At 62.7% G+C, this 14,545-nt stretch carries 13 protein-coding genes; 4 read left to right on the top strand and 9 right to left on the bottom strand.

The genetic code is table 11. The features are described from left to right. Positions 1–60: 60 nt before the first annotated feature. Positions 61–981 (bottom strand): LysR substrate-binding domain-containing protein, encoded by a 921-nt coding sequence (locus DNK59_RS24455; protein WP_092317554.1) that lies wholly within the window; start codon positions 979–981, stop codon positions 61–63. A gap of 159 nt (positions 982–1,140) precedes the next feature. On the opposite strand from DNK59_RS24455, the gene DNK59_RS24450 reads away from it, so the two are divergent. Continuing rightward, positions 1,141–2,541, top strand: coding sequence for a NorM family multidrug efflux MATE transporter (locus tag DNK59_RS24450; protein ID WP_177431299.1), 1,401 nt, complete (start codon positions 1,141–1,143; stop codon positions 2,539–2,541). A gap of 40 nt (positions 2,542–2,581) precedes the next feature. Here the strand turns inward: DNK59_RS24450 and DNK59_RS24445 are convergent, their stop codons facing one another. Next, entirely contained in the window at positions 2,582–4,255 is a 1,674-nt protein-coding gene (locus DNK59_RS24445; protein ID WP_110724918.1) for a bifunctional diguanylate cyclase/phosphodiesterase, read from the bottom strand. A 267-nt stretch (positions 4,256–4,522) separates the two neighbouring features. Between DNK59_RS24445 and rep the strand changes: the two genes are divergently transcribed. Then, a complete protein-coding gene (rep, locus tag DNK59_RS24440) occupies positions 4,523–6,532 on the top strand; it encodes a DNA helicase Rep (protein ID WP_092317563.1) in 2,010 nt (669 codons plus the stop codon). A gap of 55 nt (positions 6,533–6,587) precedes the next feature. After that, entirely contained in the window at positions 6,588–7,160 is a 573-nt protein-coding gene (locus tag DNK59_RS24435; RefSeq protein WP_016968070.1) for a xanthine phosphoribosyltransferase, read from the top strand. A 102-nt stretch (positions 7,161–7,262) separates the two neighbouring features. Here the strand turns inward: DNK59_RS24435 and DNK59_RS24430 are convergent, their stop codons facing one another. The 6 genes from DNK59_RS24430 to dadA form a co-directional block, all read right to left on the bottom strand. Then, the gene (locus DNK59_RS24430) at positions 7,263–9,191 is read right to left on the bottom strand and encodes an acetyl-CoA hydrolase/transferase C-terminal domain-containing protein (protein WP_110724917.1); all 1,929 of its coding nucleotides are present in this window, start codon (positions 9,189–9,191) and stop codon (positions 7,263–7,265) included. Between the two features lie 136 nt (positions 9,192–9,327). Next, positions 9,328–9,744 (bottom strand): cytochrome c5 family protein, encoded by a 417-nt coding sequence (locus tag DNK59_RS24425; RefSeq protein WP_011064205.1) that lies wholly within the window; start codon positions 9,742–9,744, stop codon positions 9,328–9,330. Positions 9,745–9,925: 181 nt separating this feature from the next. After that, positions 9,926–10,474: a cupin domain-containing protein gene (locus DNK59_RS24420; protein WP_015637462.1), complete on the bottom strand. Its 549-nt coding sequence runs from the start codon at positions 10,472–10,474 to the stop codon at positions 9,926–9,928. A gap of 132 nt (positions 10,475–10,606) precedes the next feature. Next, entirely contained in the window at positions 10,607–11,680 is a 1,074-nt protein-coding gene (gene alr, locus DNK59_RS24415; RefSeq protein WP_110724916.1) for an alanine racemase, read from the bottom strand. A 91-nt stretch (positions 11,681–11,771) separates the two neighbouring features. After that, positions 11,772–12,125 (bottom strand): RidA family protein, encoded by a 354-nt coding sequence (locus tag DNK59_RS24410; protein WP_110724915.1) that lies wholly within the window; start codon positions 12,123–12,125, stop codon positions 11,772–11,774. Further along, on the bottom strand, positions 12,097–13,398 hold the full coding sequence (gene dadA / locus DNK59_RS24405) for a D-amino acid dehydrogenase (RefSeq protein ID WP_110725057.1): 1,302 nt from the start codon (positions 13,396–13,398) through the stop codon (positions 12,097–12,099). Before dadA ends, DNK59_RS24410 begins: the two co-directional genes overlap by 29 nt. Before the next feature lie 157 nt (positions 13,399–13,555). On the opposite strand from dadA, the gene DNK59_RS24400 reads away from it, so the two are divergent. After that, positions 13,556–14,044, top strand: coding sequence for an Lrp/AsnC ligand binding domain-containing protein (locus tag DNK59_RS24400; RefSeq protein WP_011064210.1), 489 nt, complete (start codon positions 13,556–13,558; stop codon positions 14,042–14,044). Positions 14,045–14,109: 65 nt separating this feature from the next. Here DNK59_RS24400 and DNK59_RS24395 read toward each other — a convergent pair whose 3' ends face one another. After that, the gene (locus DNK59_RS24395) at positions 14,110–14,463 is read right to left on the bottom strand and encodes a YkgJ family cysteine cluster protein (RefSeq protein WP_092317578.1); all 354 of its coding nucleotides are present in this window, start codon (positions 14,461–14,463) and stop codon (positions 14,110–14,112) included. Positions 14,464–14,545: the final 82 nt, after the last annotated feature.

The raw sequence follows: 14,545 nt of genomic DNA, 5'->3' as shown, positions 1-14,545 counted from the left end.
GATACTTGAGCGGATTGCAAGGATATCTGCCCGTGCCCGCCGGCCAGGCACTGCATCGTTTCAGCCGAGGCGCTCTACCTCGGGCAATTGCATGGCCTGGACCTCGCCCTGGAGAAAATCGCTGAGACGCCGCAAACGTTCACCCCCGGGCCGGGTCTTGGGCCATACCAGATAGTAATTCAGGCCACTGGCCACCGCTGTCGGCCAGGGCAGGCTCAGGCGGCCCTGGGCCACATCCTCGGCCACCATCAGCAAATCGCCCATGGACACGCCATAGCCCCGCGCCGCCGCGATCATCCCCAGCTCCAGGGTGTCGAACACCTGCCCGCCCTTGAGCGACACCTGATCGGTAAGCCCCATGTGCTCCAGCCAGCTGCGCCAGTCACGGCGGTCCGGCGTGGGGTGCAAGAGCTCGGTGGCGGCCAGCCGCGCCACATCCCAGGGCTGGTCGTTGAGCAGGTTCGGCGCCCCCACCGGGATCAACAGCTCGGGGAACAGGTAGCTGGCTTCCCAGTCCGGAGGAAAGTGGCCATTGCTCAGCAACACCGCGCAGTCGAAGGGTTCCTGATTGAAATCCACCGAGTCCACGTCCATCCAGGCACTGGTGAGCTGTACCTCGTTGCCCGGCTGCAGGTGGCGGAAGCGGCTGAGCCGTGCCAGCAGCCAGCGCATGGTCAGGGTCGAGGGCGCCTTCATGCGCAGGATGTCGTCTTCGGCCCGCAAGGTATTGCAGGCCCGCTCCAGGGCGCCAAAGCCTTCGCGGATCCCCGGCAGCAGCAGGCGTGCCGCCTCGGTCAGTTGCAGGTTGCGCCCGCTGCGCTGGAACAGCCGACAGGCGAAGTGATCCTCCAGGGTACGGATATGCCGGCTGACCGCGCTTTGGGTAATCGACAGTTCTTCGGCGGCACGGGTGAACGAGCTGTGGCGTGCCGCCGCTTCAAAGGCACGCAAGGCATACAGAGGAGGCAAACGACGAGACATGGATGTGCTCCGGAAAACACCAGCGCGCCAGGCTGGCAGAAAATGGCTTCGCATGAGTTTTTATCATGCCAGCAAGTATTTTTATCCTTTTGTGCTATGCGCTGTAAGCGCCGAGAATCAGCGCTCTCCCCGAATTTTCAAGAATCGAGCCTGATGACCATGCAGCATCCAGCACGCACCGAACTCTGGGCCATCCTGCGGTTGGCGGGGCCGTTGATCGCCTCGCAACTGGCGCACATGCTGATGGTCCTCACCGACACCCTGATGATGGCCCGCATCAGCCCGCAAGCCTTGGCAGGCGGCGGCCTGGGGGCGGCCAGCTATTCCTTTGTGTCGATTTTCTGCATCGGCGTGATTGCCGCGGTGGGCACCCTGGTGGCGATTCGTCAGGGCGCCGGTGACATCGAGGGCGCCGCTCGTCTGACCCAGGCCGGCCTGTGGCTGGCCTGGATCATGGCCCTGGTGGCGGGACTGCTGCTGTGGAACCTCAAACCGCTGTTGTTGCTGTTCGGTCAGACCCCGAGCAACGTCCAGGCTGCCGGCCAGTTCCTGCTGATCCTGCCATTCGCCCTGCCCGGCTACCTGAGTTTCATGGCCCTGCGCGGTTTTACCAGCGCCATCGGCCGGGCCACCCCGGTGATGGTCATCAGCCTGGCGGGGACGGTGGCCAACTTCCTGCTCAACTATGCATTGATCACCGGCATGTTCGGCCTGCCGAAACTGGGATTGGTGGGGATCGGCCTGGTGACCGCCATCGTCGCCAACTGCATGGCCCTGGCCCTGGCCTGGCACATCAAGCGCCATCCGGCCTATGCCGCCTACCCGCTGCGCCGGGGCCTGGCCCGCTTGAATACCCAGTACCTGCGGGAGCTGTGGCGCCTGGGCCTGCCCATTGGCGGCACCTATGCCGTGGAGGTCGGGTTGTTCGCCTTCGCTGCGCTGTGCATGGGCACCATGGGCAGCACCCAGTTGGCGGCGCACCAGATCGCCCTGCAGATCGTGTCAGTGGCGTTCATGGTGCCGGCGGGCATCTCCTACGCCATCACCATGCGCATCGGCCAGCATTACGGTGCCGGGCAACTGCCCGATGCGCGGCTGGCCGGGCGGGTGGGCATCGCCTTCGGCGCGGTGGCGATGCTCGGGTTCGCCATGGTCTTCTGGCTGCTGCCCAACCAGTTGATCGGACTGTTCCTCGACCACAACGACCCGGCATTCGCCGAGGTGATCCGGCTGGCGGTGAGTCTGCTGGCGGTGGCGGCCTGGTTCGAGCTGTTCGACGGCACCCAGACCATCGCCATGGGCGCGATTCGCGGCCTCAAGGACGCCAAGACCACCTTCCTGGTGGGGTTGGGCTGCTACTGGCTGATCGGCGCGCCTGCGGCCTGGCTGATGGCCTTTACCCTGGCCTGGGGACCGACCGGTGTCTGGTGGGGCCTGGCCCTGGGCCTGGCCTGTGCGGCCATTAGCCTGACCCTGGCGTTCGAATGGCGGATGCACCGCATGATCAAGCGCGAGCCCCAAGTCGCGACCGTGAGCCTGTCGGCCGGCGCGACGGAGTGACAGGCGCCGCTCACCGTCGGCCACGGCGGTGAGCGGCGTCTCAGGCGCTGCCGTCCTGCAACGACTGCAGGCTGCTGCCGAAGGTCAGGTAATCCATCAGTTGCGCCAGGGGCAACGGCTTGCTGATCAGGTAGCCCTGGACCTGATCGCAGCCAAAGCCCCGCAGCAACGCCAGTTGCTCTGCGGTTTCCACGCCTTCGGCCACCACATCCAGGTTGAGGTTGTGGGCCAGGTTGATCATGGCGTGCACCAGCTTGCGGTTCTCCTCCCGCTGCTCCATGCCGCCGACAAAGCTCCGGTCGACCTTGAGCAGGGTGATCGGCAGGCTGTTGAGGTGAACGAAAGAGGAGAACCCGGTGCCGAAGTCGTCCAGGGAAAAACGCACCCCCAGGCGCCCGAGGGCATCCATGGTCTGTTTCACCAAGTCACTGCGGCGCATCACGGCGGTTTCCGTCAGCTCGAACTCCAGCCACTGGGCCTCGACGCCGCGCTCGGCAATCAGCCGGCTCAGGGTCGAGAGCAACTGACTGTCCTGGAACTGGCGGAACGACAGGTTGACCGCCATGTGCAGCGGCGGCAGCCCGCGCTCGCGCAGGGCCTGCATGTCCCGCAGGGCACGGGAAATCACCCAGTAGCCCAGGGGCACGATCAGCCCGCTCTGCTCGGCCAGGGGCACGAACTCGCTGGGGGGCAGTAAGCCGCGCTCGCCGTGGCGCCAGCGCACCAGGGCTTCGAGGCCGACGATCTTGCCATCGTGCAGGTTCAACCGGGGCTGGTAATGCAGCTCCAGTTCGTCACGGCGCAAGGCCCGGCGCAGTTCGCTTTCCAGGTCGGCGAGGCTGCGGGCGTTGCGGTTGATCCGCTCGTTGAAGATATGAAAGGTGCAGCCCTGGGTGCTCTTGGCCTGCTGCATGGCGATATGCGCATGCCACATCAACGGGTCGGCGCCGGCATTGGCCCGGGCATGGGCAATTCCCAGGCTGCAGCCGATCAACAGGCTTTCACCGTCGACCCAGTAGGGCTCGGCCATGGCTTCGGTGATGCGTTCGGCCATCCACTCGGCACGCTGGGGCGCGCGGCGGGTGTCGATGAGCAAGGCGAATTCGTCGCTGCCCAGGCGGGCCAGTTGATCTCCGGCCTCCAATTGGCTCTTGAGCCGCGAAACCACCTGCAGGATCAGGCGGTCGCCGGCCTGATGACCGAGGGCGTCGTTGGCGTGGCGAAAGTTGTCCAGGTCCAGATGGCCCAGGGCCAGGCCGCGACCGTCGTTTTCCGCCAGACGCGCAGCCAGCAGGGTCTGGAAGCCCTGGCGGTTGGCGATGCCGGTCAGGGGGTCCTGCTCGGCCAGGCGCTGCAGGGTCGTTTCCAGCACGCCGCGTTCGCGCACGTGGCGCAGGCAACGGCGCAAGGCATCGGTGCTCAGGCAGGAACCCACCAACCAGTCGCTGACGCCCACCGGGGCCACTTCGGGCTCCTGGTCCAGCAACAGGATGGTCGGCAGGCTGCAACGCCCGGGACCGGGCTGCAGTTGCGCAATGGTCAACAGGACCGCATGGCGATCGTCTTCAAACAAACGGCTGACCGACTCCCAGTTGGGAGCACTGATCAATACCACCGAGTCTCCCAACGGAGCGACACACTCACGCAACAACGCTGTCCACACAGGCTCTTCGGCCAGTAGCAGCAAACGCAAGGGTTCGACAGGCTTAGACAAGCTAGCTCCCTAGACTCTGCAAAATAAGTTGGCGGCGGGCATTATGGCGCGCAAATAAGCAATAACAAATGATATTGATTATCATGCGCAATTTCTTGTACCGCTCTAACTCGAACATTAGGCGCATATTCAGCGAGCATCCTGAGGGAAAGTATCAAAACCGGCAAATTTAGATCGCGTTATGCGTCACAAGTCGGAGACAGCAGCAGAATCCGTCCAGCCTGTTAAAATGCCCGCCCTTTTCGCAACCGATCTCCTTTTACTGTCATGTCCCGACTCAATCCCCGGCAGCAAGAAGCCGTGAACTATGTCGGCGGCCCTCTTTTGGTGCTCGCCGGTGCTGGCTCCGGCAAGACCAGCGTGATCACCCGCAAGATTGCCCACCTGATCCAGAACTGCGGTATCCGCGCCCAGTACATCGTCGCCATGACCTTTACCAACAAGGCCGCGCGAGAAATGAAGGAACGGGTCGGCACCCTGCTGCGCGCCGGCGAAGGCCGCGGCCTGACGGTGTCGACCTTCCACAACCTGGGCCTGAACATCATCCGCAAGGAGCATGCGCGGCTGGGCTACAAACCGGGCTTCTCGATCTTCGACGAAACCGACGTCAAGGCCCTGATGACCGACATCATGCAGAAGGAGTATTCCGGGGACGACGGCGTCGACGAGATCAAGAACATGATCGGCGCGTGGAAGAACGACCTGATCCTGCCGGCCCAAGCCCTGGAAAATGCCCGCAACCCCAAGGAACAGACCGCGGCCATCGTCTACACCCACTACCAGCGCACGCTCAAGGCGTTCAACGCGGTGGACTTCGACGACCTGATCCTGCTGCCGGTGAAGCTGTTCGAAGAACACGCCGACATCCTGGAAAAATGGCAGAACAAGGTGCGCTACCTGCTGGTGGACGAATACCAGGACACCAACGCCAGCCAGTACCTGCTGGTGAAAATGCTCATCGGCAAGCGCAACCAGTTCACCGTGGTGGGCGACGACGACCAGTCGATCTACGCCTGGCGCGGCGCGCGGCCGGAAAACCTGATGCTGCTCAAGGAGGACTACCCGTCCCTGAAAGTGGTGATGCTGGAGCAGAACTACCGCTCCACCAGCCGCATCCTGCGCTGCGCCAACGTGCTGATCTCGAACAATCCCCACGAGTTCGAAAAACAGCTGTGGAGCGAAATGGGCCACGGCGACGAGATCCGCGTGATCCGCTGCCGCAACGAAGATGCCGAGGCCGAGCGAGTGGCCATGGAGATCCTCAGCCTGCACCTGCGCACCGACCGGCCCTACAGCGATTTCGCCATTCTTTACCGGGGCAACTACCAGGCCAAGCTGATCGAACTCAAGCTACAGCACCATCAGGTGCCCTATCGCCTGTCCGGCGGCAACAGCTTCTTCGGACGCCAGGAAGTCAAGGACCTGATGGCCTACTTCCGCCTGATCGTGAACCCGGACGATGACAACGCCTTCCTGCGGGTGATCAACGTGCCGCGCCGGGAAATCGGCTCCACGACCCTGGAAAAACTCGGCAACTACGCCACCGAGCGCAAGATCTCGATGTATGCCGCCACCGATGAGATCGGCCTGGGCGAACACCTGGACAGCCGCTTCACCGATCGCCTGGCGCGCTTCAAGCGCTTCATGGACCGGGTCCGTGAACAATGCGCCGGCGAAGACCCGATCTCCGCCCTGCGCAGCATGGTCATGGACATCGACTACGAGAACTGGCTGCGCACCAACAGCTCCAGCGACAAGGCCGCGGACTACCGGATGGGCAACGTCTGGTTCCTGATCGAGGCCCTGAAGAACACCCTGGAAAAAGACGAAGACGGCGAAATGACCGTCGAGGACGCCATCGGCAAGCTGGTCCTGCGGGACATGCTGGAACGCCAGCAGGAAGAGGAAGAAGGCGCCGAGGGTGTTCAGATGATGACCTTGCATGCCTCCAAGGGCCTGGAATTTCCCTACGTGTTCATCATGGGCATGGAAGAGGAAATCCTTCCCCACCGCTCCAGCATCGAAGCCGACACCATCGAGGAAGAACGGCGCCTGGCCTACGTGGGCATCACCCGCGCGCGCCAGACCCTGGCCTTCACCTTTGCCGCCAAGCGCAAGCAGTACGGTGAAATCATCGACTGCGCGCCCAGCCGCTTCCTCGATGAACTGCCCCCGGACGATCTCGCCTGGGAAGGCAACGACGACACGCCGACCGAAGTCAAAGCCGTTCGCGGCAATAGCGCTTTGGCGGATATACGCGCGATGTTAAAGCGCTAAAATCGACTATTTTTAACTGACCTTTGGCGCAACAGGCGCTATTTGAGGAAGCTCCGTGGAAGCACTGCACAAGAAAATTCGCGAAGAAGGCATCGTGCTTTCCGATCAAGTACTGAAAGTCGACGCCTTTCTGAACCATCAGATCGATCCGCAGTTGATGAAGCTGATCGGCGACGAATTCGCCACGCTGTTCAAGGATTCGGGCATCACCAAGATCGTCACCATCGAAGCCTCGGGGATTGCCCCGGCCATCATGACCGGCCTCAATCTGGGCGTACCGGTGATCTTCGCCCGCAAGCACCAGTCCCTGACCCTGACCGAGAACCTGCTGTCGGCCACCGTGTACTCCTTCACCAAACAGGTGGAAAGCACCGTGGCCATCTCGCCGCGGCACCTGACCAGCAGCGACCGCGTGCTGATCATCGACGACTTCCTGGCCAACGGTAAGGCGTCCCAGGCGCTGATCTCGATCATCAAGCAGGCTGGCGCCACCGTGGCCGGCCTGGGCATCGTGATCGAGAAGTCCTTCCAGGGTGGCCGCGCCGAACTGGACGCCCAGGGCTACCGCGTGGAATCCCTGGCCCGGGTCAAATCCCTGGCTGGCGGCGTGGTCACCTTCATCGAATAACCCCACCCGCAGGAGCTGGCTTGTGTAGGAGCTGGCTTGCCAGCGAAGGAGCCCTTCAGAGCAATGCAAGACTTGATGGCCCATTCGCCGGCAAGCCGGCTCCTACGACAACGTGGGTGCCGTGGCCTGCAGCCCTGCCAGCAGGAACCGCTGATACAGCTCCTCCCGCAGTCCATCGGGCTGCTCCAGCCCCATGCGTTCAAGGTGCGCTGCAAATGCCTCAGGTTCCGGTGCATCGAGAGCCGCCTTGCCCAGTTCGAGGATCTCGCTGAGCTTGAACTTGCTCTTGAGCCAGTTCAGCGCCCGCAACAGATCACGCTCCTCGTCGCTGAAGTCGCTGCCCAGCGGATACTCCGGGAACAGCTGGTGGTGACGCGCCTGAATCCTCTGCAGACGCTGTGGGCTGTTGTCGGTAAAACGCGGATCCAGGCAAAAATCCTTCGGCAGCTTGCCGGCTTTCTGCGCCTGCTCCAGCAACCCGGGCTGAAAGCGTGAATCGCTGATATTGAGCAGCGCCTCGATCACCTGCGCATCCGTCCTGCCCCGCAGATCGGCGATGCCGTACTCGGTGATCACGATGTCCCGCAGATGCCGGGGAATGGTGCAGTGCCCGTACTCCCAGACGATGTTGGAGCTCACCTCCCCACCCGACTCGCGCCAGCTGCGCAGGATCAGCACCGAACGGGCATCCGCCAGGGCATGGCCCTGGGCAACGAAGTTGTATTGCCCGCCGACACCGCTCAGCACCTTCCCGCCCTGCAACTGATCGGACACGGCGGCGCCCATCAGGGTCATGGTGAAGGCACTGTTGATAAACCGCGCATCGCGGCGTTGCAGGCGCTTGAGCTCTTCATCGCCATACAGCTCGTTGATGAAACTGATGGCGGTCATGTTGAACTCCGCCAGCTTGGGCTTGGGCAGCTCTCGCAGACGCTGATAGAAACTGTGCGGCCCGAGGAAGAATCCGCCGTGGATCGAAACCCCGCCAGGCGCCCCAAGGTCCAGGGTGCCGGCGTTGGCTTGCCGTTGCAGCTCCAGCGTCGGGTAGACCTTGCGCCGCACAATCCCGGCATCCGCCAGGGCCAGCAGGCCATTGACGAACATTTCACTGCAACCATAGAGCCCCTGGGCAAAGGGCTGGACGCCGCCTTCGCGGTCGATCAGTGCCTGCCAATGATCCACCTGCAGATCCGCCAGCAGGGCGCGATACCCCTGGTTGTCGGCCTGCCGCGCCAGCAAGGCTGCGGTCAGCGCGTCACCCATGGAGCCAATGCCGATCTGCAAGGTGCCGCCGTCGCGCACCAGGGTGCTGGCATGCAGGCCGATGCAGTGATCCTGGACGCTCACCGGCATGTTCGGCGTGGAGAACAGGGTGCTGCGCTCCTCCTCGTCGATCAGCAGGTCGAGGTCCGCGGCGTCGATTTCGCAGTCCCCCGGCATGTAAGGCAGGTCGCTGTGGACCTGGCCGAGGATCAGGATGGTTTCCCCCGCCGCACGGCGCTTGGCAATCATCGGCAGCAGGTCGAGGGTGATGTCCGGGTTGCAGCTCAGGCTCAAGCGTTCGGGGTGCTGCGGATCACGGGCCAGCAGTTGCGCCACCAGGTTCAGGCCGGCGGCATTGATGTCGCGGGCGGCGTGGCTGTAGTTGCTGCTGACGTAATCTTGCTGCGCCGGGTCGCTGTGCAAAAGGCTGCCGGGCTGCATGAAGAACTGCTGGACCCGAACGTTCGCCGGCAGGCTGTCGCGACGCAGGTCGGCGAGAAAGTCCAGTTCCGGGTAGTCGCCGAACACCCGCTCGACAAAAGGCTCGAGAAAGCGCTTCTGCAAACCATCGCCCAGGGATGGCCGGCCCAGGCTCAGGGCGGTGTAGATCGTCAGTTGGCGTTCCGGCAACCGGGCAATGCGCCGGTACAGGGCGTTGACGAAGCGATTGGGTTTGCCCAGCCCCAGGGGCATGCCCAGGTGAATGTGTGGCGGCAAACGGGCAAGCACTTCATCCACCGCATGCTCGATAGAACAGGATTGCAGCATCTGACCCTCCAGGGACTGTCCATGTGTTGAGGTTGGACCGAGCTTGCCGGGAGTTTGCTGCATTGAACAGTGCGTCGAGCGAATTGCGCCCACAAAAAAGCCGCTCGTAAGCGGCTTTTTCGCTGAAGATGGCGGCTTATTTCAGACCGGACATCTTCTGGATTGCACCTTTGAGCTCGTCATCGGAGCAATCGGCGCAGGTGCCTTTAGGCGGCATGGCGTTGATCCCGGTGATGGCCTTGGCCAGGATGCCGTCGAGGCCGCCCTGGTGATCGGCGCGCTCTTTCCAGGCCGCGGTGTCACCGATTTTCGGTGCGCCCAACAGGCCAGTGCCGTGGCAGGCGTTGCAGTGCTTGGCAATCACGTCATCCGGGGACTTCGCGCCACCACCACCGCCCGCAGAGGCGGCCACTTCCATACCCTTGCATTCCTGCCCCTGGACGCAGACCTGGCCGACAGGCTCAAGACGCTTGGCAATGTCGTCATTAGTCGCAGCTTGAGCGCTGACTGCCCAAAGGGCCAATACGGTTGCTGGTGCGGCCAGCATTTTCATAATTAGGTTCACGCGTACACCCTCAATGGTGGCTAGTCACGCCTGCGGCCACGGTTTCGCAGGCGGGCGAAAGTATAACGGTTAGCCCGCCACACTGAAACAACCCCAAAGTCGAAGGGGTCTTATTCGCGGCAAAATGTCGCTGGGGCTTTGTGGCAAGCCTTGCAGGACGCCCCTTGAGCTAGAAGTTCGCCGGAGTGGCTGCGCTGATTAGTCGCGCCGGAACATCGAACGGATTACGGAAACGATGTGGCTTCGTACTCTCAAAGTAGTAGCTGTCACCGGCTTCGAGGACAAAAGTTTCCAGCCCTACCACCAGCTCCAGGCGGCCTTCGAGAAGAATGCCGGTTTCCTCGCCGTCGTGGGTGAGCATCTCTTCGCCGGTGTCGGCACCCGGCGGATAGATTTCATTGAGGAAGGCGATGGCGCGGCTCGGATGAGCCCGACCCACCAGCTTCATGGTGACCGCGCCATCGGAGATGTCGATCAGTTCATGAGCCTTGTAGACGATCTGAGAAGGCGTTTCCTGGAGGATTTCCTCGGAAAAGAATTCGACCATGGACATGGGAATGCCACCCAGCACCTTTCGCAGCGAGCTGATCGAAGGACTGACGCTGTTCTTTTCGATCATTGAAATGGTGCTGTTGGTGACGCCCGCACGCTTGGCGAGCTCACGCTGGGAAAGACCTTTCAGTTTACGGATGGATTGCAGTCGTTCACCGACGTCCAATGCGGCAGCCTCCTAGGCGGGAATCAGGCGTTGTTGTAATTGAGCGTTATCATGGCGACAGCGTTCAGTATTTACAACACTTGCTCCCGATTCCCCCAAAGGCAGGCGACTTTCGGTACAGGCCGCGTAATCTCAGCCTTCGCAGTACACCAGGGGCACCCGGCGCAGGTTGCAGAACAGCTGATAAGGAATGGTTTCGGCAGCCAGCGCGACCTCGCTGGCAAGGATGTTCTTGCCCCACAATTCCACCCTGGAACCCAGCCCGGCCTGTGGCACATCCGTCAGGTCGACACACAGCATGTCCATGGAGACGCGGCCCAGCAGGCGGCTGCGCTGGCCCTCCACCAGCACCGGAGTGCCGGTCGGCGCATGCCGCGGATAGCCGTCGGCGTAGCCCATGGCGACCACGCCGATGCGCATCGGCTTGTCGGTGACGAACTTGGCGCCGTAGCCCACCGGCTCGCCGGCGGGCAGCTCACGCACGCAGATCACCTTGGATTCCAGGGTCATGACCGGCTGCAGCCGCTCGGCCACGGAGTTGTTTTCTTCGAACGGCGTGGCGCCATAAAGCATGATGCCGGGACGCACCCAGTCACTGGGCACGCTCGGCCAGCCCATGACCGCCGGCGAGTTGCGCAAGCTGATTTCAGCCCCCAGCCCCTGTCGAGCCGCTTCGAATACCGCGACCTGCTCGCTGCTGCGCGGGCAGTCCAGCTCGTCAGCGCGGGCAAAGTGGCTCATCAGCACGATCTTCTCGACCTTGCCGCTGGCCAGCAGGCGCTGGTAGGCGCCCTGATAGTCCTTGGGATGCAGACCGACCCGGTGCATGCCCGAATCCAGCTTGAGCCAGACCGTCAGCGGCTTGGCCACGGCGGCCTGCTCGATCGCTTCCAGCTGCCACAGGGAATGCACCACGCACCACAAATCATGCTCGACGATCAGCGCCAACTCGGAGGCTTCGAAGAAACCTTCCAGCAGCAGGATCGGCGCACCAATACCGGCGGCGCGCAGTTCCAGGGCCTCTTCGATGCAGGCCACGGCAAAGCCGTCGGCCTCGCCCTCCAGTGCCTGGGCGCAACGCACAGCGCCATGACCGTAGGCATCGGCCTTGATCACCGCAAGGGCGCGGACACCCGAGACTTCACGGGCCAGTTGGTAGTTGTGACGCAGGGCTTGGAGATCGATCAGGGCACGGGCAGGACGCATGGCGGCAGACTTCTAGGCGGTCATGGGGGAATAAAAAACCGGTGCTGGATGACGGTGAACGCCACCGGCACCGGGAGAGGGATCTTATCGTTTAAGGCAGAGCGGCGACGACCGACAGCTCAACCAGGATTTCCGGCTCACAGAGCTTGGCTTCGACGGTGGCCCGGGCCGGTGCCACGCCTTTTGGCAGCCACTGGTCCCAGACACTGTTCATGCCGGCGAAGTGGGCATCGATGTCCTTCAGGTAGATGGTCACCGACAGCAGCTTGCTCTTGTCGGTGCCCGCCAGATCCAGCAGACGCTCGATGTTGGCCAGGGTTTCCCGGGTTTGCTGTTCGATCCCGGCACTCATGTCATCGCCGACCTGCCCGGACAGATACACCGTACCGCTGTGAGCGACGATCTGACTCATGCGCTCATTGGTGAGCTGGCGCTGGATTGACATGTTTAGCTGACTCCTGAGGGTTGCCATAACGGGAAATATCGAGGCCTTCGGCGCTGATCTGCGGCTTTTTCTTGGCCATCAGATCCGCCAGCAAACGACCGGAACCGCAAGCCATGGTCCAGCCAAGGGTGCCGTGACCGGTGTTGAGGAACAGGTTCTTGAACGGCGTCGCGCCAACAATCGGCGTGCCGTCTGGCGTGGTCGGACGCAGGCCGGTCCAGAAACTGGCCTCGGCCAGATTGCCGCCCTGAGGATAGAGATCGTTGACGATCATCTCCAGCGTTTCACGCCGGCGCGGGTTCAGCGACAGGTCAAAACCGGCGATCTCAGCCATACCGCCAACACGGATGCGGTTGTCGAAACGGGTGATCGCGACCTTGTAGGTCTCGTCGAGGATGGTCGAAGTCGGGGCCATGGCCGGATTGGTGATCGGCACGGTCAGGGAGTACCCCTTGAGCGGGTACACCGGAGCCTTGATGCCCAGCGGCTTGAGCAGTTGCGGCGAGTAGCTGCCCAGGGCCAGCACGTAGCGATCGGCGGTTTCCAGCTTGCCGTCGATCCACACGCCGTTGATCCGGTCACCGGCGAAGTCGAGGCGCTGGATGTCCTGGCCAAAACGGAATTCCACACCCAGTTTGGCGGCCATTTCCGCCAGGCGCGTGGTGAAGATCTGGCAGTCGCCGGTCTGGTCGTTGGGCAGGCGCAGAGCGCCGGCGAGGATGTCGGTGACGCTGGCCAGGGCCGGTTCGACCCGGGCAATGCCGTCACGATCCAGCAACTCGAACGGCACGCCGGACTCCTTGAGCACGGCGATGTCCTTGGCTGCGCCATCCAGTTGCGCCTGGGTACGGAACAGCTGGGTGGTGCCCAGGCTGCGGCCTTCGTAGGCGATGCCGGTTTCCGCCCGCAGTTCGTCGAGGCAGTCGCGACTGTACTCGGACAGACGCACCATGCGCTCCTTGTTCACGGCATAGCGGCTGGCAGTGCAGTTGCGCAGCATCTGCGCCATCCACAGGTATTGATCGATATCGGCGGTGGCCTTGATCGCCAGCGGCGCGTGGCGTTGCAACAGCCACTTGATGGCCTTGAGCGGCACGCCCGGGGCAGCCCAGGGCGAGGCATAGCCAGGCGATACCTGACCGGCGTTGGCGAAACTGGTTTCCATGGCTGCAGCCGGCTGGCGGTCCACCACTGTCACTTCAAACCCGGCCCGGGCCAGGTAATAGGCACTGGTAGTTCCGATAACGCCACTGCCCAAGACCAGAACGCGCATTTTCATTTCCCTCATCGCGGCATGACCGCTGACGTTTGTTATTCAGAGCAAAGATGAGCGCAGTGTAAGAAACAATGAGCAGTGATTTTCACTATATAACCGCCTATATTTGGCGAGAATTCTCGGCAATATGGCTTTTCACGGAGGGGCATCCCCTATGCGCACCAATCATCAGACCCGTCGTGCCCTGGACAAGATAGATCGCAATATCCTGCGGATTCTCCAGGCCGATGGGCGCATTTCCTTCACCGAGCTGGGAGAGCGGGTCGGACTGTCCACGACCCCCTGCACCGAGCGCGTACGCCGCCTGGAGCGCGAGGGAATCATCATGGGCTACAACGCCCGGCTCAATCCGCAGCACCTCAAGGGCAGCCTGCTGGTGTTTGTCGAGATCAGCCTGGACTACAAGTCCGGCGATACCTTCGAGGAATTTCGCCGAGCGGTGCTGAAGCTGCCCCACGTGCTGGAGTGCCATCTGGTGTCCGGCGACTTCGACTACCTGGTCAAGGCGCGGATCTCGGAGATGGCGTCCTATCGCAAGCTGCTGGGGGACATCCTGCTCAAGCTGCCCCACGTGCGGGAATCCAAGAGCTACATCGTCATGGAAGAAGTGAAGGAAAGCCTGAGCCTGCCGATTCCGGATTGAGTCGAGGCGGAGCCAGGCGCTGCGGCGCTTTCGCCGGCAAACCGGCTCCTACGGAGTGCGGGTGGCTAGACCAGGACCTGGCGATTGCTGGCCATGTAGGCGTGGATCTGCTTCTCGACCCGAGGGTGGATCATCTCCACCGGGCGCCGACCGTTGGGGCACGGCAGGCTCGGCGTCGTACCGAACAGACGGCAGATCAGCGGACGCTCGTCATACACCGTGCAGCCATCGGGCCCCAGATGCACACAGTTGAGCTCGTCCATGGCAGCCTCCTGCTCGGCGGCGGTCTTGCGCGGCAGGCGGGACATTTCCTCCGGCGAGGTGGTCACCGGGCCGCAGCAGTCGTGGCAACCAGGAACGCACTCGAAAGAGGGAATCTGCTGACGCAGGCTGCGGACGATTTGACGGTTACAGCTCATGAAAAAGGCTACCGGGACAGGAACAGCCGTGGATTCTGCCTCAAATGCCCCGCAGCAGACAGGGCCGGGCGTCCCGCGGTTG

Origin of the sequence: Pseudomonas sp. TKO26 (assembly GCF_003225665.1) — a bacterium.
GTDB classification, from domain to species: Bacteria; Pseudomonadota; Gammaproteobacteria; order Pseudomonadales; family Pseudomonadaceae; genus Aquipseudomonas; species Aquipseudomonas saponiphila.
This window is presented reverse-complemented; position numbering and strand designations above follow the sequence as displayed.